Origin of the sequence: Salibaculum halophilum (assembly GCF_002094885.1) — a bacterium.
Classification (GTDB): domain Bacteria; phylum Pseudomonadota; class Alphaproteobacteria; order Rhodobacterales; family Rhodobacteraceae; genus Salibaculum; species Salibaculum halophilum.
The window spans coordinates 199,480-221,935 of record NZ_MSIT01000001.1; the positions used below are offsets into that span (position 1 = coordinate 199,480).

Sequence of the window (22,456 nt, forward strand, 5' to 3'; positions counted from 1 at the left end):
GGTTGAGGCTTCCTTAAAAGCGCCATCGCACAAATCCTGTCTTTGGCGTCTTGCAGCCGGTCGAACATCGCGCCCGTCTGCGTCGCCGCATTTTGTCGCGGGCAGGTCGACAGTGCACTGGACACTGTGCGCGCATCCCGGGGCTTTTAATCTCCCAGCGCCGGGGGATACCCTGCGCTGTGAAAGGGGGCGTCATGGCGGCAGCATCGCGCAGGATAACGCTCTGGGGCGTCGAGGTCTTCGTTGCAGCGGTCGAGGAACAATCGATCTCCGCGGCGGCCAGGCGGCTGGGCAGTTCCGCGGCGACCGTCTCGCAGCAACTGACCAACCTGGAGACGGCGCTCGGAACGACCTTGCTGAACCGCAACGCGCGGCCCGTGACGCCGACGCCGGCGGGCGAGATCTTCCTGCGCCGGGCCAATGCCATCCTGCGCGAGGCTGAACAGGCCCGCGCGGAACTGGCCATGGCCGATCTCAGCCGCCTGACGCGGCTGCGCCTGGGCATGATCGAGGACTTCGACGCGGACGTCACGCCGCGGTTGCTGTCCGAGATGGGCGCCGAGTTAAACGACTGCCAGTTCCTGCTGGAAACCGGGGCCTCGCACCGGCTGTTCGACCTGTTGCAAGCCCGCGCCTTGGACGTGGTCGTTGCCAGCGATATCGGCAGCGGCGCCGACTGGATGGAGGTGCACCCGCTGTTCGAGGAGCCCTTCGTCGTCGCTGCGCCCAAAGGGGCGCTGGCCCCCGGTGACCTGCTGCGCCAGCTGCGCCGGCTGCCCATGGTGCAATACACTACGCGCCACCACATGGGGCAGGTGATCGCCAGCCACCTGGTGCGGCAAAATCTGACCCTGACGCACCGTTTCGAGTTGGACAGCTACCATGCCGTGCTGGCCATGGTGGCCGCAGGCACGGGCTGGACGATCCTTACGCCGCTGGGCTGGTCCCACGCCGCGCGCTTTCGCGACGCGGTCGAGTTGCATCCCTTGCCACTCGAGCCACTCAGCCGCCGGATATCGCTCGTGGCGCGGCGCGACGTCCTGGGCGACATGCCCGCGGAGATGGCGGTTCGGCTGCGCCGCCTGCTGGCAGAGGTGATCGTGGGGCCGGCGACGCGCAAGCTGCCCTGGCTGGAGGGGCAGTTGCGCATTCTGGGCTAGGATTATTCCGCCGCCACGGCCCCGCCGCCCGAGGTCATGGCGTCCTCGGCCGCAGCCACCAGTTCACCTGCCACGATACTGCACTCCTCGGGCGTCAGGCGGGCGGGAAGGCGCACGTCGCAGGCGCGCATCAGCATCGCGCGGGTTCGCGGCAGGTCCCAGTCGCGGTCCAGGAACTGCCAGTTCCAGTAGGCGCGCGCGTTGTCGGTGCTGCGCCCGAAGATCTGCACCTTGACCCCGCGCGCGGCGGCGGCGGCGGCAAAGGCGGTGATCTGGTCCTCGGACATGGCCTCGAGGTTGAACTGGATGGAATCCGGGGCGCGTTCCTCGGGCTCCAGCTTCTCGGGCACGCGCAGCCAGGGGCTGGCATTGAGCATCGCGGCGACGTGATCGTGGTTGCGCCGCCCGTCGCGCACGCGGCGCGCCAGTTCGGGCAACTGCGGCCGGATGATCGCCGCCGAAAGGTTCGACAGGCGCAGGTTGTAGAGCGGCAGCCGGTTCTGCCAGGTACGCATCGCCTCGGCGGGCACGTCGTGTTTGCTCCAGGCGTGTTCATAGGCGCCGGACATGATCACCGCGCGGGCCACCAGATCGGCATCGTCGGTCACCATGATGCCGCCTTCGCCTGCGTTGATCAGCTTGTAGGACTGGAAGGAAAAACAGCCCAGCCTGCCGATCGTGCCGATGTTGCGCCCATGCCAGGTGGTGCCGAGCGAATGCGCCGCGTCCTCGATCACCGGCACGTCGGCGGTCTCGCACAGCGCCATGATCGCGTCCATGTCGCTGGTATGGCCGCGCATATGGCTGATGATCACGGCGTCGGCCTGCGGCAGCTTGGCCTCGAAATCGGCCATGTCGAGGCGGTAGTCCGCGCCGCATTCCACCAGGACCGGCTGGCACTCGGCATGCACGATGGACGACGGCACGGCGGCGAAGGTGAAGGCCGGGATCAGCACCGTCGCGTCGCGCGGCAGGTCCAGCGCCTTCAGCGACAGGAACAGCGCCGCCGAACAGGACGACACCGCCAGCGCGTATTTCGTGCCCAGCAGCGCGGCGAATTCCCGCTCCAGAAGCGAGACCGGCGCGTTTTCGGGCGCGGTATAGCGGAAGAGGTCGCCGGTGCTCAGCAGGCGTGTGACTTCCTCCATGGCCGCCGCCGGGATGGGTTCAGCGTCGTAGACATTCGGGATCTCCGGGCGGGTCTCTGGCATGGCTGGGTCTCTTTTCGGATAAATCGAAACGGGGTTTCACTTTTTACTAACACGTTTGGCGTGTCAGTTCCATGACGACGGGCGCGCAGGGGGCGCGTCGCGCGATCCGTTGCAGGTGTGTGACACTCAGTGCTCAGGGACCAAGCCTGTCGCGCAGGGCATACCAGGTCATGGCCAGGGTCAGCAGCGGCGCCCGCAGCGCGGTGCCGCCGGGGAAAGGGGGCACGGGCAGCCGCGTGAAGGTGTCGAAGCGGCCCGCGCGGCCCTGCACCGCCTCGGCCATCAGCTTGCCGGCCATCCCCGCCAGCGCGACGCCGTGCCCGGAAAAGCCGCCGGCGCTGAGCACCCCTTCGCCCGCGCGCGTCAGCAGCGGCAGGCGCGTCATGGTGATCCCCAGGGTGCCGCCCCAGGTGTGGGTGATCCCGACGCCCGCCAATTGCGGGAAAACCGACTCCATCCGCTTGCGCAGTTTCGCTTCAACGAACTTCGGGAAGGCGACCGAGTAATTCTCGCACCCGCCGAACAGCAGGCGCCTGTCCTCGGACAGGCGGAAATAATTGACCACGAACTTGCTGTCGGCGCAGGCGATATCCTCGGCCAGCACCTGCGCGGCGCGGTCGCCCAGCGGCTCGGTCGCCGCCATGAAGGAGTTGAGCGGCATGGTCCGGGCCGCCACGCGCCCGCTCAGGCGCGGCATGTACCCGTTGCCGGCCAGCAGCACATGGTCCGCCGTGATACGACCCGAGCGGGTGGTCACCTCGGCCGGGCGGCCCGGCACGACCTCCAGCACTTCCGAGCCTTCGTGGATCACCGCCCCGGCCTGTTCCGCCGCCCGCGCCAGCCCCAGCGCGTAGCGTAGCGGGTGGATGTGGCCGGCGCCGTGGTCGATCACGCCGCCGCGGTAGCACGGTGATTTCACGATGCGCCGGAAGCCGTCGGCCCCGAGCGGTTCGATCCGGTCGTAGCCATAGTTGCGGGCCAGATCCTCGGCCGTGGCGTGCAGGGTCCTCGCCTCGGCCGCGGAGCAGGCGGCATGGGCCACGCCGAACTTGAAAGGCGCGTCGGGGGCATGGGCGGTCGCGAGAGTGCGCAGCAGTTGCTTGGCCTCCTCGGTCATGTCCCACAGTGCCCGGGCCGGGCCATCGCCCAGGCGCGCACGCAGCCAGGGCATGTCCGCGTTGAAGCCCGAGCCGACCTGCCCGCCGTTGCGCCCCGAGGCCCCCCAGCCCGCGCGGTGCGCCTCGAGCACGATCACCGACAACCCCGCCTGCGCCAGGTGCAGTGCGGCCGTCAGCCCGCAGAACCCGGCCCCGACCACGCAGACATCCGCGCGCCGGTCCCCGTGCAGGCCGATCCGTTGGGGCGCGATGGGGGCGCTGGCGGCATACCAGCTCTCGGGGTAGGTGGCCGCAGGGTCGTTGTGATGCAGCGGATCGGGCATCAGACGTTGAGCAAAAGATGTTCCCGTTCCCAGGGGCTGATGACCTGCAGAAACTCCTCGTATTCGGCGCGCTTGACGATGGAATAGACCCGGGTGAATTCCGGGCCCAGGACCTCGTGCATGGCCATGTTGGCATCGAAAAGGTCCAGCGCCGCGCCCAGGCCCTGCGGCAGGTCCGGCTGGCCGTCGTAGGCGTCGCCGCGAAAGCTCTTGTCGGCCCAGAGGTCCTGCGTCAGCCCGAGGAACCCGGCCGCCAGCGAGGCTGCGATGCACAGGTAGGGGTTGCAGTCCATGCCCGCGACGCGGTTCTCGATGCGCCGCGCGTCCGGATCGCTCAGCGGCACGCGTAGCCCGGTGGTGCGGTTGTCGCGCGCCCATTCCAGGTTGATCGGTGCGGCGTGGTCGCGCACGTAGCGGCGATAGCTGTTCACGTAGGGCGCCATCAGCGCGATGACGCTGGGCAGATGCGCCTGCAGCCCACCGATGAACTGATAGAAGGCATCCGTCTCGCCGCCATTGGGGCCGGTGAAGATGTTGGCCCCCTCGGCATCGAGGATCGAGTGGTGCACATGCATGGCGCTGCCCGGCTCGCCCTCGATCGGCTTGGCCATGAAGGTGGCGAAACAGTCGTGTTTCAACGCGGCCTCGCGCAGCAGCCGCTTGAAGTAGAAAACCTCGTCGGCGAGTTTCACCGGGTTGCCGTGGCGCAGGTTGATTTCCAGCTGGCCGGCGCCGCCCTCCTGGGTGATGCCGTCGATCTCGAAGCCTTGGATCTCGGCATATTCGTAGATGTCGTCGATCACCGGGCCGTAGTCGTCGACGGCCGACATGGAATAGGCCTGCCGCGCGGCGGCCGGGCGGCCCGAGCGGCCCATCATCGGCGTGATCCGCTTGGCCGGGTCGGTGTTGCGGGCCACGAGGAAGAATTCCATCTCGGGGGCGACGACGGGTGTCCAGCCCTCGCGCTCATAAAGCGCGACGACCCGTTTGAGCACGTTGCGCGGCGCAAAGGGGATCGGTGCGCCCTTCTGGTCGAAGGCGTCGTGGATCACCTGCAACGTGCCGTCGTCGGCCCACGGCGCGGCCGTGGCCGTTGTGAGGTCGGAATAGAGCACCATGTCGGGTTCGGTGAAGCCCTCGGCGCCGGCCGCCTCGCCCCAGCCGCCCGTGATGGTCTGAAAGAAGATCGAGTTGGGCAGGTGGAATTTCTGCATTTTATCCCACTTGGAGGCCGGCACGGCCTTGCCGCGGGCGATGCCGGGCAGATCGGCGATCATGCATTCGACCTCGTCGAGGGGGTGCGCCTCGGCGTAGCGTTGCGCGGCCGCCGGGATACGGTCGACCCAGTCGGTCATGCGGGCACGCGGGCGCGGAGGAAATCGCCGATTTGCCGCGCGATCGGCGCATTGTCCACGGGCCGGTCCAGCCCGGCGCGGGCCTGTGCCAGTTGCGCATCGGGCACCGTGTCGCCGCGATGGTCTATCAGCCCGGCGATCACGTCGCGGTCGAACTCGGGGTGGGCCTGAACCGTCAGGATTTCGGGGCCCAGGCGCAGCGCGGCATGGGCGCAGCGGTCGTTGGTGGCCAGAACCTCGGCCCCCGGGGGCAGCTCGACCACCTGATCCTGGTGCCAGGCGTTCAGGGCAAGCGTTTCGCCCTGCCAGTCGTAGGTCTGCCGCCCCACGACCCAGCCGCCGGCGAATTGCTCGACCCGGCCGCCGAAGGCCTGCGCGATGATCTGGTGGCCGAAACAGACGCCCACCAGCGGCTGGCCCGCCTCACCAATGGCGCGGATTAGCTCTTCGAGCGGTGGAATCCAGCGGTGATCCTCGTAGGCGCCGTGCCGCGATCCGGTGATCAGCCAGCCGTCGCAGGCCGTCGGGCCGGAGGGAAACACCCCGTCGACGACATCGAAGGTGGCAAAGTCGAAGCCCCGGCCGGCGAGAAGCTGGCGGAACATCGCGTCGTAATCGCCCAGGAAGGGGCGCATCTGGTCGGGCGCATGGCCCGTCTGCAGGACACCGATTTTCATGGATCACCTCGCGTTCTGGCCAGACCCTAGGACCCGGCACCGGCCTTGTCGAGCGGCGGCCTAGCGCACCGCCGGGGCGCGCAGGCGCAAGCGTGCGCGCCGCTCCTGCGGCAGGTGCCGGTTCAGGTGGCGGTTGATGGCCCCCATTACGGCGATGATAACCAGGGTCAGCAGGATGAAGAACCCCGCCAGGATCGGGTAGGGCACGAAGGGATTGAAGGTCTTGTCGGCGAAGTAGCTGGCGTAATAGAGCGCGTCGCCGCGCTGTTGCCAGGCCGGAAAGCTGCTGAAGAAGACCAGCGTGGTGGAATGAAACAGGAAGATCGCCTCGTTGGTATAGGCGGGCCAAGCCAGCCGCAGCATCGTCGGCCAGGTGATCTTGCGGAACTTGGCCCAGCCGGAAAAGCCGTAGGCGTCGGCGGCCTCGGTATCACCGCGCGGGATGGATTGCAGCGCGCCGTGAAAGATCTCACCCGAGTAGGCGGCCGTGTTGAGAAACAGCACGATGGCCGCGCCTACCGCCGCCGAGGTGAAGGCGTCGAAGACCGGATAGGTCGACTTGAGACTGAGAAAGAGGAAATAGGCAAAGAAGAACTGGATGAAGAGCGGCGAGCCCCGGAACAGGAAAATGAACCATGTGGACGGTGTGCGCAGCAGCCGGTTGGGACTGGCCTTTCCCATGGCCACCGCCGTGGCCAAGACGAATCCCGTCAGAAGGGCGACGAGGCCGAAGTAGACGTTCCAGATCATCCCCGAACCGATCAGGGTGAATTGCTGGCACAGCGTGAAGTCCTCGCGCGGGAGCAGGCGCTCGCCGAACCCGAGCGACCGGAAAGCGTAGTCGGATATGGTTTGCCAACAACTCATCGGTTCGGTCCAGGTGCGCGCAAAATTCCAGAATTTTGCGGCGCGAACGAAATTCCGGAATTTCGTTCTATTTCCCCATCTTCGCCAGCTTTTCCTGAAGCTTGGCCAGCTCCGTCTTGATATCGTCGAGATCTTCCTCGCCCTGGTCCGTCCGCGCCCCGGATTCTGCGTCGGTTGTCCCGGTTCCCATGACACCGCCGGTCATTGCCTTGAGAAAGGCCCGTTGCTGCGCCTGCATGGCCTCGACCCCGGGCATCTGCGACAGCGCGCCCATGGGCCCCATGTTCTCCATCATCTTGGACTGGCTCTCGCGCAGCATCTCGAAGGACTGGGCGAGGAACTGCGGTACCACCGACATCGACTGGCTGGTGTAGGACCGCACGAGGTCGGTCAGGACATCCACGGGCAGCACGCTTTCGCCGCGGCTTTCGTGTTCGGCGATGATCTGCAGCAGATACTGTCGGGTCAGGTCGTCACCTGACTTCAGGTCCACGATCTGGACCTCGCGACCGTCCCGGATGAAGGCGGCGATGTCCTCGAGCGTCACGTAGTCGCTCGTCTCGGTGTTGTACAGACGGCGGCTTGCATAGCGCTTGATCAGCAGCGGCTGGGACGTTTCGGCCAAGGTATTCCCTCCTCAGGACCGTTTTGCGGTGCAGAGAAGCGTGAATGCCTTTGCAGCAAAAAGCAAGGGCGGGCTGCTTGCGCAACCCGCCCCGCGTGACGTCGGCCCCCGGGGAGGAGGAAGAGGGCCGGGCGTTTGCGTATCGCTTACTTCGCGGCCTTCTTGGCGGCGGCGGTCACGTCCTGCGTGGCCTTCTTGGCGGCGGCGTTCATGTCCTCGGACATGTCCTTGCCGGCGGCCATCATCAGTTCCATGGTCTCGGTCTGGACCTTCTTGGCGATCTCGGCGAAGGCGGCCATGTGCTCGGCGGCGGCTTCCGAGGAGGCGGAGGTGAAGTCGCTCATCGCCTTGGCGTAGTCGGCCGGCTCGTCCTTGGCCTTGGCCATCTCGGTCATCTTGGCCAGGGTGTCCTGGGTCCACTTGGCGCTCAACTCGGTCGATTTCTGGGCGGCGTCGATGGAGACGGCCGACAGCTTCTCGGTCAGCGAGGTCTGGGTCTTGAAGGCGTCTTCCATGGCCTTGGTGTCGACGGGGAACGCGCCCATCATGTCTTTCATCACGGTGGTGAAGTCCTGGGTCTTGGCAGTCATGATCTGATCTCCTTGGTCAAGTTTGCGGGATGATCCCGGTTCTGCGGCTGATCGAAAAATAGATGCTGCAATGCAGCATTTCAACCTTTTTTCTGCAGCGCAGCATGACCCTCACGAATTTCGCCCAACCCCGGAAATTTCAGGCGAAAATCCTGTAACATTCGCGCAGGCCCACGCACGCGTTTCGCGTGGGCCGCGGAGAGTCAGCCGCTCTCGGGGGTGTCGGCGACAACATAGGTGCCGGGCGCGGGGGCCAGCGGCGGATGCGCCTCGGTACCGGGGCGCCGCGCCGTGGTCTTCTTGCCCGAGCGCTTGCGCAGCCACCGTTCCCATTCGGGCCACCAGCTGCCGTCGTGCCGGTCGGCTGCGGCCTGCCAGTCCTCGGGCGCGAGGGTCAGGTCATCGTTGGTCCAGTAGCCATACTTGTCCTTGGCCGGCGGATTGACGATCCCCGCGATGTGCCCCGACCCGGCGAGGATGAAGGTCTTGTCCTCGGACCCCATCCCGCGGATGCCCCGGTAGGAGCTTTTCCAGGCGGCGATGTGGTCGGTCTCGCAGGCAATGGCACAGAGCGGCACCTGTACGTTCTCGATGCGCGCCACGTGGCCGGCCACCTCGAACCCGCCGCTGGCGAATTCGTCACGCTGGCAAAGGCCGCGCAGGTATTCCATGGCCATCTTCGCCGGCAGGTTGGTGCCGTCGCCGTTCCAGTAGAGCAGGTCGAAGGCCGGCGGCCCCTCGCCCAGCATGTAGGACCGGATCGCCGGCTGATAGACCAGATCGTTGGCGCGCAGGAAGGAAAAGGTCCGCGACATGTAGAAACTGTCGAGATAACCGTTCTCGGTGACCTCGGCCTCGATCCCGTCGACGAAATCGTCGTCGAGAAAGACCCCCACCTCGCCCTGATCGGAAAAATCCGTCAGCGTGGTGAAGAAGGTCGCCGAATTGACGTAGTCCAGCCCGCGATCACGCAGGATCGACAGCGTCAGTGCCAGCGTCGTGCCGGCGATGCAGTAGCCGACGACATTGACCTTCCGGACCCCGCAGATCTCGCGCACGGTCTCCAGCGCGGTGACATAGCCATCCTCGATGTAGTCGGCCATGCCCACCTCGCGATAGGTGGCATCGGGGTTGACCCAGCTGACCACGAAGAGCGTGTAGCCCTGGTCGACGATCCACTTGATCAGGCTGTTGCGCGCTTTCAGGTCGAGGATGTAGAACTTGTTGATCCAGGGCGGAAAGATCACCAGCGGCGTGGTGTGCACCTTCTCGGTGCTCGGCGCATACTGGATCAGTTCGAACATGTGGTTGCGAAACACCACCTCGCCCGGCGTCGTCCCCAGGTTCTCGCCCACCTTGAAGGCCTCGCGGTCGGCCAGGTTCACGATCAGTTCGCCGTCGTTGGCCTCAAGGTCGTGGACGAGGTTCTCAAGCCCCGCGACAAGGCTCTCGCCCTCGGTCTCGACCGCGCGTTCAAGCGCGTCGGGATTGGTGGCCAGGAAGTTCGTCGGCGCCATGAGGTCCACGATCTGCTGGCTGAAATAGCGCAGACGCTTGCGATCGCGGTCGTCCAGCCCCTCGATGGCCTCGACCGCGTTGGACACGGCCTCGGCATTGAGCATGTACTGCTGCTTGACGAAGTTGAAATAGGGGTGCGTGTCCCAAAGCGGGTTGCGAAACCGCTTGTCATCCGGGGTGTGATCCTCGGGCGCCTTGAGCTGCCCGCTGGCCAGCGCCTGCTGCGCCTCTACGTAGTGCTGCAGCGTCTTGCCCCAGTAGCCCACCTGCTGCTCGATCAGCTTGGCGGGGTTCTGCATCATCTCGGTCCAATAGGTCGTGGCAGCCTTGGCGTAGAGCGCGTGACTGGGGCCCTGCAGGTCCTCGGGGACGTGCCGCTTGTGCGAAAGGACATTGACCAGGCGCTGGGTCAGTTCCTCGATCCGCGACATGTTTTCCTCCAGCCGCGACAGCGCCGCAGGATCGTCCGCCGTGCCCTCTCCGGAATCCTCGGTTGTCATATGGGCCCTCCCGGGATATTTTGCAGCTGCAGCATCTGCCACTGGCACGGCCAGCGGTCAATGCTATCCATAGCACGGATGGTCGACGTGTTCGACCGGCCACGCGCAAGCAGGAGACACCCGTGAAGTACATGATGACCTACGACATGATGGAAACGGCCCGGAACACGAACGAGTGGCTGGGCGCGACCGCACGGGCCATGGCCTCCTACCCGGCCTTCGCGATGTGGCCCAACCCGGGGATGGCGATGCTCAAGGCCTGGGGCGAGGTGACCGAACGCAGCTTCGCGCGCATGGCCGCCCGCCCCGACTGGGGCATTCCCTCGGTGCCCGGCGAGGATGGCAAGGACCACGTCGTCTCGATCCGCAAGGTCATGGAACGGCCCTTCGGCGACCTGATCCATTTCCGTTGCCTTGGCCGGCACGAGCGCCCGCGCAAGGTGCTGCTGGTTGCGCCCATGTCGGGCCACTACGCGACGCTGCTGCGCAAGACCGTGATTTCGATGCTGCCCGACTGCGAGGTCTATATCACCGACTGGCACAACGCCCGCGACATCCCCGTCTCGGCCGGCAAGTTCGACATCGAGGACTACACCCTGCACGTCATGGACTTCATGCGCGAGATGGGCCCCGAGACCCATGTCATCGCCGTCTGTCAGCCGGTGCCGCTGACGCTGGCGGCCACCGCCTACCTGGCCGAACTGCACCCCGAGGCGCAGCCACGCTCGCTGACGCTGATCGGCGGCCCCGTCGACCCCGAGGCGAACCACACCGAGGTCACCGACTTCGGCCGCACGGTCACCATGGGCCAGCTCGAACAGTCGATGATTCAACGCGTCGGCTTCAAGTATGGCGGGGTCGGCCGCAAGGTCTACCCGGGGCTGCTGCAATTGGCCTCCTTCATCTCGATGAACGGCGAGACCCACACCAATGCCTTTACCAACCAGATCCTGCGCGGCGCGCGGGGCGAGGCCAGCGACCACGACAAGCACAACACCTTCTACGACGAATATCTCGCCGTGATGGACATGACGGCCGAATTCTACCTTTCCACGGTCGAACGCATCTTCAAGGCCCGCGAGATCGCCCGCAACGACTTCACCGTCGATGGCCACAAGGTCGATTTCGGCAAGATCACCGATGTCGCGGTCAAGATCGTCGAGGGCGAGGATGACGATATCTCGGCCCCCGGCCAGTGCCTGGCCGCGCTCGACCTGCTGACCGGCCTGCCCGACAGCAAGAAGGCCAGCCACCTGGAACCCGGCGCCGGGCATTACGGCATCTTCGCCGGCAAGAGCTGGCGCAACAACATCCGCCCGCTTGTGCTGGACTTCATCGACGCCAATTCCGAAGCCCGGGACGAACCTGCGCCGCGCATCGCGGCCGTCGAATAATTCCCCGGAAGACTACCGGCCGGCTGGCGCGCGCCCCACTCAGAGCCGCGGCGATGGCTGCTCCAACCAGGCCTCAAGGGCCGCGATGGTGCCGCCGGGATCTTCCAGCATGACCGAATGCCCGACCCCGTCGAGCACCGCCAGCGTGGCACCGGGAATCAGGTCGGCCTGGAATTGTTGCCGCTTGAGCGGGGCTGTCCTGTCCAGCGCACCCGCCAGGACCAGCGCGGGCCGGGCGATCCGGCGCAGGCTCGCCTGATGATCGTATCGCCGCTGCATGGCGCGGTGCTGGCGGGCGAAAACCTCGGCACCAAGATCGCGCGCCATTTGCGACAGTCGGTCCACATGCTCGCGACGCCGCGGCCCGGCAGCAACTTGCATGGGCAGCACCTGCTGCGCCAGCACCTCCTCGAAACGGCCCGCGCGGGCGCCGATCATCAGCGGCTCGCGGTCGGCGGCCTCCTGCGGCGTGTCGCCCAGGGCATTGGTGCCGATCAGGGCGATGCGGGTGACCCTTTCCGGCGCCCGGCGGACCATCTCCAACGCGATCACGCCGCCCAGCCCGTGCCCGGCCAGGGCGAATTTCGCCGGCGCCCCCGAGAGCGCGGCTGAGGCCATTTCCTCGATCCGCTCACCGGTCCAGACCGGGGCGACCATGACCGGCCGCACACGGTTGAGCGCGGTGGTCACATCGGCCCAGCCGCGCGCGTCGGACAGCATGTCCGGCAACAGCACCAGTGTCTCGCGCATGAGCGCCCGACTCCCCACCCGGCTTGATCCGCCGGCGTCAAACAGACACGCCGGCGCTGCGGATGCAACCACCTATCCCGGGGCGGCCCGCGCCCGCGCGACAAGCGGCCGGTAAAGCACGAGCAAGCCGGCCACGGCAAGCCCGAGGATCGCCGCCGGCACCAGCGTCACCGTTACCTGCAGCGCCTCCAGCGCCCCGGGGTCCTGCACGATCCGGCCCCGGGTCGTCTCGCGCCAGCCAAAAGCGCCCAGGATAATTCCCAGCGCCCCCGGTGCCAGCGCGTTGGCCAGCTTCTGGCCGACCAGCCATATGGCCGAGAACCCGCCCTCGATCGCGGCCCCGGTGCGGGCGCGGGTCACATCCATCAGGTCGGGATACATGGCCCACGGGATCTGCTGGTAGGCGCCGTTGGTCATCCCCGCCAGCACGAAAAGCCCGGCAATCGCCGTGACATTCGAAGACGGAAGCGCGGCGAACAGCCCCAGCAGCAGCACGACGTAGAGACACAAGCCCAGCACCAGCGCCCCCAGCTTGCCCAGCCGCGCCGAGGCCAGAACCCAGCCCGCCTGGCTCAGGATCGACCCGACCGTGAAGGCCGCAAACAGAAGCGACAGCACCGACACCGCCTGCGCCACCCCCGACAGGGGCGTGTCCCCGGTATCGGTGATCAGATACAGCGCGGCAAAGGGCAGCCCGGCGGTGATCAGCGCCACCGCCAGCGTCATCACCCCGTAAAGCCCGGCCAGCACCAGGAAGGGGCGATTGCCCAGCACATGGGCCAACACCTGCCGCGGCCCGATCCGCACCGGCGTCGCATGCCGCGGCGCATCCCGGATCGACCAGACCGAGACCCAGATCGCCCCCAGGATCAAAGGCGAGACCACCAGCGCCGCCCGCGCATGCCCGACCGAGGCGGCGAGCGCCGGCACCAGCGCCCCGCCCAGCAGGATGCCGAGGCTGGCAAATCCCATGCGCCAGGACATCATCTGCGACCGGTCGCGAGCGTCCTCGGTGATCTCGCCGGCCAGGGCGCCATAGGGAATGGCAACCATGGTGAACCCCAGCGTGGCCAGACAGAAAAACCCCAGCACCCAGGGCAGCGCCGCCACGCCCGCCATCCCCCCGGGCACTGCGAAAAGCCCCACCATGCCCGCCACCATGACCACCGCCCCCGCCACCATCCAGGGCGCGCGCCGCCCGAAACGGCTGTCGGTGCGGTCCGACAGATAGCCGATCACCGGGTCGGTGATCATGTCGAAGACCAGAACGCCCGTCGTGGCCGCCCCCGCCATCCCCGCCGGCACCCCGAGGTAGGAGGTCAGGAAGGCCAGCACCAGCAACTGCTTGACCACCACGAAGACCACCACGCCGAGGTCCGCCAGTCCCCAGCCCGCCTTTTGCCCCTGTGTCAGCGCCATGCACCCTCCCCGCTGGCTCCAGACAACACCGAATCCGGCCTCGGCCCAAGCGAAACCGCCATACCGGCCCCCGTTTCTTCTGGCCCGAAATATCCTCGGGGGGAATTGGCCCGACGGGCCAAGGGGGGCAGACAGCCCCCATGCCCGAGGCGCAGCCGAGGCATACCTGCGCGGCGCAGCCGCCCCGCTAGATCCGCCCCAGCACCTCTTCGAGGCTGCTTTCGATCAGCGCCAGGCAATCGGGGCTGGAAAAGCGGTGATCGGCCCCGTCCACCAGCGTCAGGCGCATGTCCGGCCCCTGCGCGTGCTCCAGCAGGCGCAGCGCCACGGACATCTCCACATCCTCATCCGCAGTGCCCTGCAGAAAGCGCACGGGAAAGCGTAGTGCCAGCGGCGCGCGCAGCACCAGATGCGCGCGCCCCTCCGCGATCAGGTGGCGGGTGATCACCAGCGGCGCGCCATAGTCCGAGGGCAGCGCGACCTGGCCGTCTCGGTCCAGTGCGGCGCGCTGGTCGGCATCGAAGCCCGCCCACATCGCATCCTCGGTGAAATCCGGTGCCGCGGCGATGGTGACAAGGCCGGCGACCTTTTCGGGCCGCGCGCGGGCCACCAGCAGCGCGATCCAGCCCCCCATGGAAGACCCCACCAACACCACCGGCCCGGCGATCCGGTCCAGCACTGCGCAGGTGTCGGCGAGCCAGTCGCCGATGCAGCCCTCGGTGAAGGCCCCGCCGCTGATCCCGTGGCCGGAGTAGTCGAACCGCGCGAAGGCCCGCCCGCGGGCCCGCGCCCAGCCCTCGAGGTGGACCGCTTTGGTCCCCGCCATGTCCGACGCGAAGCCGCTACAGAACACCACCGCTGGCCCCACGCCGGCGCTGTGCGCCCAGGCGATGCGGCGCCCCTGCGGCGTTTCGAAATGCTCGGCCATGCGATCCCCCTTTTGCGTGTCTCGCGAACGTTCTGTGCACACCCGGCCAACAGGATGCAAGCTTGACACCGCGCCCGGGCGCGGCGACAAGTCTGCGGTACGACATACCCGCAACCGGGCGTTCCGTGGGCGCCAGACCGACGAGGAGACAGGCCATGCACGACGGCCAGCCGCAGATTTCCCTGACCTTTCCCGATGGCACCAACCGCAGCTTCCCCAGCGGCGTGACCCCGGCGGACGTGGCCGCCGCCATCTCGACCTCGCTACGCAAGAAGGCCATCTCGGCCCATGTCGACGGCCAGCACTGGGACCTGCAGTGGCCCATCGACGCCGACGCAGAGATCGCCATCAATACCATGAAGGACGCGGCCCCGGCGCTGGAACTGATCCGCCACGATCTGGCGCACATCATGGCCCGCGCGGTGCAGGAAAACTGGCCCGAGGTGAACGTCACCATCGGCCCGGTGATCGACAAGGGCTGGTATTACGATTTCGACCGGGCCGAGCCCTTCACGCCCGAGGACCTCGGCGCGATCGAAAAGAAGATGAAAGAGATCATCAACGCCCGCGACCCGGTGACCACCGAGGTCTGGGACCGCGCCCGCGCTGTCGCGCATTACGAGGCCAATGATGAGCCCTACAAGGTCGAACTGGTCAATTCGATCCCCGGCGACGAGCCGCTGCGCATGTACTGGCACGGGAACTGGCAGGACCTCTGCCGCGGCCCGCACCTGCAGCACACCGGCCAGGTGCCCGCCGATTCGTGGAAACTGATGTCGGTGGCCGGGGCCTATTGGCGCGGCGACTCCAGCCGCCAGATGCTGCAACGCATCTACGGCGTCGCCTTCCAGTCCCGCGAGGAGCTCAAGAGTTACCTGCATTTCCTCGAAGAGGCCGAGCGCCGCGACCACCGCAAGCTGGGCCGCGAGATGGACCTGTTCCACATGCAGGAAGAGGCCCCCGGCCAGGTCTTCTGGCACCCGGACGGCTGGACGATCTACACCACGCTGCAGGATTACATGCGCCGCAAGCAGCGCGCCGGCGGCTATCGCGAGATCAACACGCCGCAGGTCGTGGACCGCAAGCTCTGGGAGGCCTCGGGCCACTGGGACAAGTACCAGCACCACATGTTCGTGGTCGAGGTCGACGAATCCCGCGACGGCGAGGATGACGACGCCAGCGTCCGCAACACCGACCAGACGCGTATCAACGCGCTCAAGCCGATGAACTGCCCCTGCCACGTGCAGGTCTTCAACCAGGGCCTCAAGTCCTACCGCGACCTGCCCCTGCGGCTGGCCGAGTTCGGCTCTTGCGCGCGGTTCGAACCCTCGGGCGCGCTGCACGGCATCATGCGCGTGCGCGGCTTTACCCAGGACGACGCGCATATCTTCTGCTCCGAGGACCAGATCCAGCACGAATGCGCGCGCTTCATCGCCTTTCTGGCCGAGGTTTACCGCGAACTGGGCTTCGACGACTTCGAGATCCGCTTCGCCACCCGCCCCGAAAAGCGCGTTGGGTCAGACGAGTCCTGGGACTACGTCGAGGGCGCGCTGGAAAAGGCGATCGAGGCCGTGGGCCGCGACTATACGCTGGAGCCCGGCGACGGCGCCTTCTACGGTCCCAAGCTGGACTTCTACCTGACCGACGCCATCGGCCGGGTCTGGCAGTGCGGCACCTTCCAGGTGGACCCGAACCTGCCCGAGCGGCTGGGCGCGACCTATATCGGGGCCGACGGCGAAAAGCACCGCCCCTACATGCTGCATCGCGCCGTTCTTGGCTCTTTCGAGCGCTTCATCGGCATCCTGATCGAGAACTGGGAAGGCAAGCTGCCCTTCTGGCTGGCCCCGCGGCAGGTGGTCGTTGCCTCGATCACCTCCGAGGCCGATGACTACGTGCAAGAAGTGGTGGGCCGACTTCAGGCAGCGGGCGTGCGGGCCGAGTCCGACACCCGAAACGAAAAGATCAACTACAAGGTGCGCGAACATTCCGTGGGCAAGGTGCCGGTGATCCTCGCCTGCGGCGCGCGCGAGGTCGCCGATCGCAGCGTCTCGGTGCGGCGCCTGGGCCAGAAACAGACCGCGACCGCGACGCTCGACGAGATCACCGCCGAACTGGCGCGGTCGGCCACGCCACCCGATCTTTTGTAACATTCGCCTGTCCCGCGCTGTAATCTCCGACGCCCCGCCTCGCGCGGGGCGTTTGTTTTCAAGCCTTTCCCCGTCCCGCCCCATGACAGACCGGTGAGGCACGGCGCCGTTATTGGCGCGTGTTCCGGCCGGCCGCCCAGTGTTCCGCCACCGGCTGTCAATGGCCGGCAACGTTTCCATATTCCAGATGAGAGGACCTCCCATGACCAAGACCACCACCAGGCTGGCGCTCGCCGCCTCTGTGGCCACCGCCGTTGCCGGGCTGACCACCGCCGCCCAGGCGCAGGAGAACGTCAAGTGCTACGGTGTAAGCCTGGCCGGAGAGAACGACTGCGCCGCCGGCCCCGGCACGACCTGCGCGGGCACCTCGACCGTCGATTACCAGGGCAACGCCTGGACGCTGGTGCCCGCCGGCACCTGCGAGGACATGGACCTGCCCGAGATGGCCGACGGGACCGAGCGCATGGGCAGCCTCGAACCGCTCGAGCGCGACCTGCCGGCCTAAGCCGATCCTGCGGGGGCCGGGCGCGGTGTCCGGCCCCCTTTTGTGAACCTCAGTCAAGGGCCGCTTGCCATGTTCGATGCCTGCCCCCGTCACAGCCTGCCCGCCCTGCCCGGCGTCGGCTACAAGCCACAGCATTTCTCGGCCATAATGGCGGATGCCGGCCCCGTGGGCTGGCTCGAGATCCATGCCGAGAACTACATGGGCGCGGGCGGGCAGCCGCGCGCCCAGTTGCGGCACCTGTCCGACCGCTTCCCGGTCTCGGTGCACGGCTTGGGCCTGTCCATCGGCGGCGAGGGCGGCCTCGACCCCGATCACCTCGCGCGCCTCAAGACCCTTTGCGACTGGCTGCAACCGGCCAGCTTTTCCGAGCATCTGGCCTGGTCCAGCCATGGCGATGCATTTCTCAACGATCTCTTGCCGCTGCCCTACACGGCCGCCACGCTGGATCGTGTCTGCGCGCATATCGACCAGGTGAAGGACGTGCTGGGCCGGCAGATGCTGCTGGAAAATCCCGCGTCCTACCTCGCCTTCGCAGACAGCGAGATGGAGGAGACCGACTTCCTGTCGCAGGTCGCCCGCCGCACCGGCTGCGGGTTGCTGCTGGACGTCAACAACGTCTTCGTCAGCGCCACGAACCTGCGCCAGGCGCCGCAGGCCTATATCGACGCCTTTCCGCTGGACGCGGTGGGCGAGATTCACCTCGGCGGCCATGACGAGGACAGCGATGAAACCGGCGCGCCGCTGATGATCGACAGCCACGGGCGCGACGTGGCCGATCCTGTCTGGGCCCTGCTGGATGAAACATTGGACAGGATCGGCCCCAAGCCGGTGCTGATCGAATGGGACACGGATGTCCCCGATTGGCCGGTTCTGGCCGACGCGGCGCAGCGCGCGGCCGCCGCGCTGCAAAAGGTGTCGGCATGACATCGCAGGCCGCCTTCCGCACCGCCCTTCTCGACCCCGAGGCGCCGACGCCCGCGGGGCTGATCACCCCGGAGGGCGCTACCGCCACGCGGCGGTTCGACGTCTACCGCAACAATGTCGCGGTCAGCCTGGCCGAGGCGCTGGAAACCGCCTTTCCAGTCCTGCACAAACTCGTCGGCGATGCCTTCTTCCGCGCCATGGCCGGGGTCTACCTGCGCCGGCACCCGCCGCGCTCGCCGCTGATGATGGGCTATGGCGCTGAGCTGCCGGACTTCCTGCAGGGCTTCGCCCCGGCGCAATCCCTGCCCTACCTGCCAGATGTGGCGCGGCTGGAACTGGCCCTCGGCCAAGCCTACCGCGCCGCGGATGCGGCCCCTGTCGACCCGGCCGCGCTGGCCGCCCTGCCCGAGCACACCCTGCCGCGACTGCGCATCGGCTTTGCCCCGGCGCTGCGCCTGGTGGCTTCGAACCATCCGGTGCACGGCATCTGGGCCGCGAACGCGGCGGGCGGCGGCAAGCCGGTGCCACGCGCGGAAACCGCCCTTGTCACCCGGCCCGGCTTCGACCCGATGGTCGATGCCCTGACCCCCGATCAGGGCCGCATTCTGGCCGCGCTTGTGGATGGCGCACCGCTGGGCGACGCCCTGCACACCGGCGGTCCGGCAGTCGATGTCGGCCCGCTGCTGGCCGTGCTGTTGCAGCGCGGCGCCATCACCTCTCTGACCGCCGAGGAGCCCGGGCCATGACCGCCCTTCTGTCCGCCTATGATCGTCTCGTTGACGGGCTGGAGCGCACCGCGCCGCTGCTGCTGCCCAGCCTTGCCCGTCTCGTCTTTGCCGGCACGCTCCTCGTCTATTTCTGGAAATCTGCGATGACCAAGGTCGGGGACGGCCTGATCGGGGTCGTGCACCCATCGCTGGGGGCCTATGCACAGATATTTCCGCGGGCGATGGAGGCCGCGGGCTTGGACCCCGGCCAGTTGGGGGCATTTCACTGGGCCGTCGTCGTGGCCGGAACGCTCGCGGAGTTCATCCTGCCGCTGCTGATCGTCCTGGGGCTGTTCACCCGGCTGGCGGCCCTTGGCATGATCGGCTTCGTCACCGTGCAAAGCCTGACCGACCTTTACGGTCACGGCGGACTCGGCCACGCCGGCACGCTGGGCGCATGGTTCGACGGCGCGCCGGATGCGCTGATCCTGGACCAGCGGGCCTTCTGGGTCTTTGTCCTGGCCTGCCTTGTGCTGCGGGGCGCCGGGCCGCTGTCGCTGGACGGCTTGCTCAGAAATGCGCCTTCGGCTCGTCCGGTTTGCCGGCCGCGATCGCCAACAGACCGCCCAACCCGACGAAACCGATGGGAAACATCGTGCCCACGTTGAACCCGAAGGCGCCGTAGAACAACGCGCAAGCCGCCAGCATGAGAATCCCGCCCCAGAGCGCGCGCACCTTGGCCATGGCCCCGCCCGCGATGGCCAGCAGCGGCGCGAGGAAACTGGCCGCCCGTATGAAGCCGGGGTTGTCGAGCACGCCGAATATCTCGGCGATCTCGCCGTGGCGTTCCGTGACCTCGGTATAGCCGTAGCCCACAAGCCCGACAATGATGCCGATGATGCCGCCTATCAGGCCAAGGACCAGTGCCGCGTTTCGCATGATGCCTCCGTGTGTCGCTTAAAACTAAATGGGGGCGCGGCGCCGGTTATCCAAGCAGCGCATCGCGGACGGTCGCCGTCCAGCCCTGGTGCCACTGGCCGCCCGCCGCGATCACCGGGCGTTTCAGCAGGGTCGGATGCGCCGTCAGCAGCTCCGCCGCCGGGCGCTGGCGCTCTTCGTCCGACAGGGCGCGCCAGGTGGCCGAGCGGGTGTTCACCGCCGCGTCGCCGAAACGATCCACGATCGCCTGCAGATCCGCTTCGGCGATCCCGTCGGCGCGCACGTCGATGACCTGCGGTTCATGACCCGCCGCGCGCAGCGCCTTGAGCGCCTTGCGGCAGGTATCGCAGGATTTCAGCCCGAAAACGCGCATTCGTCGCCTCCTTTTTGTGCATGTGCCGTCGGGATCGCCACAACCGCGGCCCCGGCCCGGGATTGTCATTTGCCTTTTGCCCGTCCGGTCTAATTTCATCAAGGCAAGGCTGACGGATCGCCGCCCTTTCCCGCGCGGGACCGGAAGACCTGGACCCCGGGGACTGGGGCCCAGTCCCCCCTGAAAGCACAGGAGAAACGGACATGCCCAAGGGCACCGTGAAATGGTTCAACACTGCCAAGGGCTACGGCTTCATTGCACCGGACGAGGGCGGCAAGGACGTCTTCGTTCACATCTCGAAGGTGGAAGAGGCCGGCCTGACAGGCCTGGCCGATGAGCAGGCGGTCGAATTCGAACTGGTCGACGGCCCGGACGGGCGCCAGATGGCGGGCGAACTGAAGCTGGCCTGAGGCGCGGCGGCGCGCATCACCTCAAGACCCGGTCGGCGACCGCGGCGCCGCTCGCGGTCTAAAACGCCGCGCGATCCCCCAGATCGGCATAGTCGGCCAGGCTCTCGGGGTTCGCCAAGGAGGCCTTGTTGCGGACCTCCTGACCCAGGGCGGTGGATTTCGCCGCGCCCTCGACCCGCTTGCCGCTGATCGTGTAGGGCACCGCCGAAACGGTATAGATCGCCGCCGGCACGTGGCGCGGCGAGCATTCCTGCCGCAGCTTGGTGCGGATATCTTTCGCAAGGTCGGGCGTGGCCTCCGCCCCCTCGGCCAGTTGCAGGCAGAGCACGATTTCCTCGTCCTCGCCTACCGGCCGCCCGAAGGCCAGGCAATCGGCCACCTGCGGCAAACGCTCGCAGACGTTGTAGATATCCGCCGTCCCGATCCGCACCCCGCCGGGGTTGAGCGTGAAATCCGACCGGCCGTGGATCGTCAGGCTGCCGTCCAGGTGCTCGGTCAGGCGATCCCCGTGGGTCCAGACCTGCGCCCGGTCCTCGAAATAGGCCTTGTGGTAGCGCGCGTCGCCGTCCTCGCCCCAGAAGGTCAGCGGCATCGAGGGGAAGGGTTCGGTGCAGCACAACTCGCCGGGGCGGTCGATGACGGCCACGCCGCGATCGTCGAGCACCTGCACCGCCATGCCCAGCGCCTTGGTCATCAGCGCCCCGCGCCGCACCGGCAGCATGGGCGCGCCGGTCAGGAAACAGCCCATCAGGTCGGTGCCGCCAGAAATCGAGAAGAACCCGAAATGGTCGCCCACCGCGTCATACATCCAGTCGTATTGATAGGGCGCCATGGGGCTGCCCGAGGCCAGCAGCCAGCGCAGCGAGGACAGATCGAAGTGATCGCGCGGCCGGAACCCCATGTCGGCCAGGGTCGACAGGTACTTGGGCGAGATCCCGAGGTGCGTCAACCGCTCCTCTTCGACCAGTTGCCACAGCATCGTGCCGTCGAGCGCCCCGTCGCGCTTGACCACCGGCGCCCCGTCGTAAAGCACCACCGTCGCCCCCGCGCCCAACCCCGAGATCAGCCAGTGATACATCATCCAGGCAGTGTTCGAGTACCACAGGAAACGGTCGCCGGGCCGCGTGTCCACGTGCAGGACATGTTCCTTCATCATGTTCAGGACGATACCGCCGGTCTTGTGCACGATGGCCTTGGGCTTGCCGGTCGTGCCCGAGGTATACATCACGTAGAGCGGCGCATCGAAGGGCACGCGGGTGACGGTCAGCTCGGTCTCTTGCCCGAAATCCTCCCAGGCGACGCTGGGCACCTGCGCCTGTGTCGTGTTCTCGCCCACCAGCACCAGTTGCGCCAGCCCCGGCATCCGGTCGGCCACCTCGCCGATGCGGTCCGAGACATCGACCGGCTTGCCGCCGTAGGTGATGCGCGGCGCCGCGAACAGCACCTTGGGTTCCACCTGCCCGATCCGGTCGAGGATCGCCGCCGCCCCGAAGTCGGGCGAGCACGAGGTCCAGACCCCGCCCACGGCGGCCGTGGCCAGCAGCGTCACCAGCGCCTCGGTGCGGTTGGGCAGGACCGCGCCGACGCGGTCGCCCTGCCCCACGCCCGCGGCGCGCAGGCCGTCGGCGCATTTGGCCACCCGCGCGCGCAGATCGTCGGCGGTGACATGGGCGCGGTGGCCGGTCTCGTCGGCCTCGACCACGACCACCGTGTCGCCGGTCCGGCGCAGGAAGTTCTCGGCCAGGTTCACGCGCGCTTGCGGGAAGAAACGCGCGCCGGTCATCCAGGCGTCATCGTCGGGCTGAAAGACCACATCGCCCTTGTCGCCGATCACGCCGACAAAGTCCCAGACCCGGGACCAGAACCCCGACAGATCGCTGACCGACCAGCGGTGCAGACCGGCGTAGTCCTGCGGATCGAAGCCCGCCGCGCGGGCGAAACGGGCCATCGCGCTGTCGGTCCAGCGGTCCTCGGGCGGGGTCCAGACAATCTCGGGCATTGTGTCGCTTTCTCCTT

Annotated in this window: 22 protein-coding genes; 8 read left to right on the top strand and 14 right to left on the bottom strand. The window is 67.4% G+C overall.

Features of this window, described 5'->3' with window-relative positions; all coding sequences use genetic code 11:
- Positions 1–194 precede the first annotated feature (194 nt).
- Positions 195–1,160, top strand: a complete 966-nt coding sequence (locus BU124_RS00975; protein ID WP_084860566.1) for a LysR family transcriptional regulator — start codon at positions 195–197, stop codon at positions 1,158–1,160.
- Positions 1,161–1,162: 2 nt separating this feature from the next.
- Here the strand turns inward: BU124_RS00975 and BU124_RS00980 are convergent, their stop codons facing one another.
- From BU124_RS00980 to BU124_RS01015, 8 genes are all read right to left on the bottom strand, one after another.
- Positions 1,163–2,371: a DegT/DnrJ/EryC1/StrS family aminotransferase gene (locus BU124_RS00980; RefSeq protein WP_084860567.1), complete on the bottom strand. Its 1,209-nt coding sequence runs from the start codon at positions 2,369–2,371 to the stop codon at positions 1,163–1,165.
- A 133-nt stretch (positions 2,372–2,504) separates the two neighbouring features.
- Complete coding sequence (locus tag BU124_RS00985; RefSeq protein ID WP_084860568.1) at positions 2,505–3,812, bottom strand: NAD(P)/FAD-dependent oxidoreductase; 1,308 nt, start codon at positions 3,810–3,812, stop codon at positions 2,505–2,507.
- The gene (locus BU124_RS00990; protein WP_084860569.1) at positions 3,812–5,167 is read right to left on the bottom strand and encodes a glutamine synthetase family protein; all 1,356 of its coding nucleotides are present in this window, start codon (positions 5,165–5,167) and stop codon (positions 3,812–3,814) included. Before BU124_RS00990 ends, BU124_RS00985 begins: the two co-directional genes overlap by 1 nt.
- Positions 5,164–5,844, bottom strand: a complete 681-nt coding sequence (locus BU124_RS00995) for a type 1 glutamine amidotransferase (RefSeq protein WP_084860570.1) — start codon at positions 5,842–5,844, stop codon at positions 5,164–5,166. The genes BU124_RS00990 and BU124_RS00995 overlap by 4 nt, the downstream gene beginning before the upstream one ends.
- 60 nt (positions 5,845–5,904) lie before the next feature.
- A complete protein-coding gene (locus tag BU124_RS01000; RefSeq protein ID WP_084860571.1) occupies positions 5,905–6,711 on the bottom strand; it encodes an ABC transporter permease in 807 nt (268 codons plus the stop codon).
- Between the two features lie 67 nt (positions 6,712–6,778).
- Entirely contained in the window at positions 6,779–7,336 is a 558-nt protein-coding gene (gene phaR, locus BU124_RS01005) for a polyhydroxyalkanoate synthesis repressor PhaR (protein ID WP_084860572.1), read from the bottom strand.
- Between the two features lie 146 nt (positions 7,337–7,482).
- Positions 7,483–7,926, bottom strand: a complete 444-nt coding sequence (locus BU124_RS01010; RefSeq protein WP_084860573.1) for a phasin family protein — start codon at positions 7,924–7,926, stop codon at positions 7,483–7,485.
- A gap of 203 nt (positions 7,927–8,129) precedes the next feature.
- Positions 8,130–9,944, bottom strand: coding sequence for a PHA/PHB synthase family protein (locus tag BU124_RS01015; RefSeq protein ID WP_084860574.1), 1,815 nt, complete (start codon positions 9,942–9,944; stop codon positions 8,130–8,132).
- 122 nt (positions 9,945–10,066) lie between these two features.
- Between BU124_RS01015 and phaZ the strand changes: the two genes are divergently transcribed.
- A complete protein-coding gene (phaZ, locus tag BU124_RS01020; protein WP_084860575.1) occupies positions 10,067–11,338 on the top strand; it encodes a polyhydroxyalkanoate depolymerase in 1,272 nt (423 codons plus the stop codon).
- A gap of 39 nt (positions 11,339–11,377) precedes the next feature.
- Here the strand turns inward: phaZ and BU124_RS01025 are convergent, their stop codons facing one another.
- The 3 genes from BU124_RS01025 to BU124_RS01035 form a co-directional block, all read right to left on the bottom strand.
- Entirely contained in the window at positions 11,378–12,088 is a 711-nt protein-coding gene (locus tag BU124_RS01025; RefSeq protein ID WP_084860576.1) for an alpha/beta fold hydrolase, read from the bottom strand.
- A 72-nt stretch (positions 12,089–12,160) separates the two neighbouring features.
- Positions 12,161–13,507, bottom strand: coding sequence for an MFS transporter (locus tag BU124_RS01030; protein WP_084860577.1), 1,347 nt, complete (start codon positions 13,505–13,507; stop codon positions 12,161–12,163).
- A gap of 187 nt (positions 13,508–13,694) precedes the next feature.
- Positions 13,695–14,435 carry an alpha/beta hydrolase gene (locus tag BU124_RS01035; protein WP_084860578.1) on the bottom strand — a complete coding sequence of 247 codons (741 nt, stop codon included), beginning with the start codon at positions 14,433–14,435 and terminating at the stop codon, positions 13,695–13,697.
- Positions 14,436–14,590: 155 nt separating this feature from the next.
- Here BU124_RS01035 and thrS point away from each other — a divergent pair, with 155 nt between their 5' ends.
- The 5 genes from thrS to BU124_RS01060 all read left to right on the top strand — a co-directional run bounded on the left by thrS (position 14,591) and on the right by BU124_RS01060 (position 19,386).
- A complete protein-coding gene (thrS, locus tag BU124_RS01040; protein ID WP_084860579.1) occupies positions 14,591–16,582 on the top strand; it encodes a threonine--tRNA ligase in 1,992 nt (663 codons plus the stop codon).
- Positions 16,583–16,784: 202 nt separating this feature from the next.
- The gene (locus tag BU124_RS01045; protein WP_084860580.1) at positions 16,785–17,087 is read left to right on the top strand and encodes a BufA1 family periplasmic bufferin-type metallophore; all 303 of its coding nucleotides are present in this window, start codon (positions 16,785–16,787) and stop codon (positions 17,085–17,087) included.
- A gap of 69 nt (positions 17,088–17,156) precedes the next feature.
- Positions 17,157–18,011 (top strand): MNIO family bufferin maturase, encoded by an 855-nt coding sequence (bufB, locus tag BU124_RS01050; protein ID WP_084860581.1) that lies wholly within the window; start codon positions 17,157–17,159, stop codon positions 18,009–18,011.
- The gene (locus BU124_RS01055; RefSeq protein WP_084860582.1) at positions 18,008–18,757 is read left to right on the top strand and encodes an HvfC/BufC N-terminal domain-containing protein; all 750 of its coding nucleotides are present in this window, start codon (positions 18,008–18,010) and stop codon (positions 18,755–18,757) included. Before bufB ends, BU124_RS01055 begins: the two co-directional genes overlap by 4 nt.
- Positions 18,754–19,386, top strand: coding sequence for a DoxX family protein (locus BU124_RS01060; protein WP_084860583.1), 633 nt, complete (start codon positions 18,754–18,756; stop codon positions 19,384–19,386). Before BU124_RS01055 ends, BU124_RS01060 begins: the two co-directional genes overlap by 4 nt.
- On the opposite strand, the gene BU124_RS01065 is transcribed toward BU124_RS01060, so the two are convergent.
- Positions 19,289–19,657 (bottom strand): hypothetical protein, encoded by a 369-nt coding sequence (locus BU124_RS01065; RefSeq protein WP_084860584.1) that lies wholly within the window; start codon positions 19,655–19,657, stop codon positions 19,289–19,291. The genes BU124_RS01060 and BU124_RS01065 overlap by 98 nt on opposite strands.
- Positions 19,658–19,703: 46 nt before the next feature.
- Positions 19,704–20,030 carry an arsenate reductase family protein gene (locus tag BU124_RS01070; protein ID WP_084860585.1) on the bottom strand — a complete coding sequence of 109 codons (327 nt, stop codon included), beginning with the start codon at positions 20,028–20,030 and terminating at the stop codon, positions 19,704–19,706.
- A 203-nt stretch (positions 20,031–20,233) separates the two neighbouring features.
- On the opposite strand from BU124_RS01070, the gene BU124_RS01075 reads away from it, so the two are divergent.
- Positions 20,234–20,440 carry a cold-shock protein gene (locus BU124_RS01075; protein WP_084860586.1) on the top strand — a complete coding sequence of 69 codons (207 nt, stop codon included), beginning with the start codon at positions 20,234–20,236 and terminating at the stop codon, positions 20,438–20,440.
- A 58-nt stretch (positions 20,441–20,498) separates the two neighbouring features.
- On the opposite strand, the gene BU124_RS01080 is transcribed toward BU124_RS01075, so the two are convergent.
- Entirely contained in the window at positions 20,499–22,439 is a 1,941-nt protein-coding gene (locus BU124_RS01080; RefSeq protein WP_084860587.1) for an acetoacetate--CoA ligase, read from the bottom strand.
- Between the last annotated feature and the right edge of the window lie 17 nt (positions 22,440–22,456).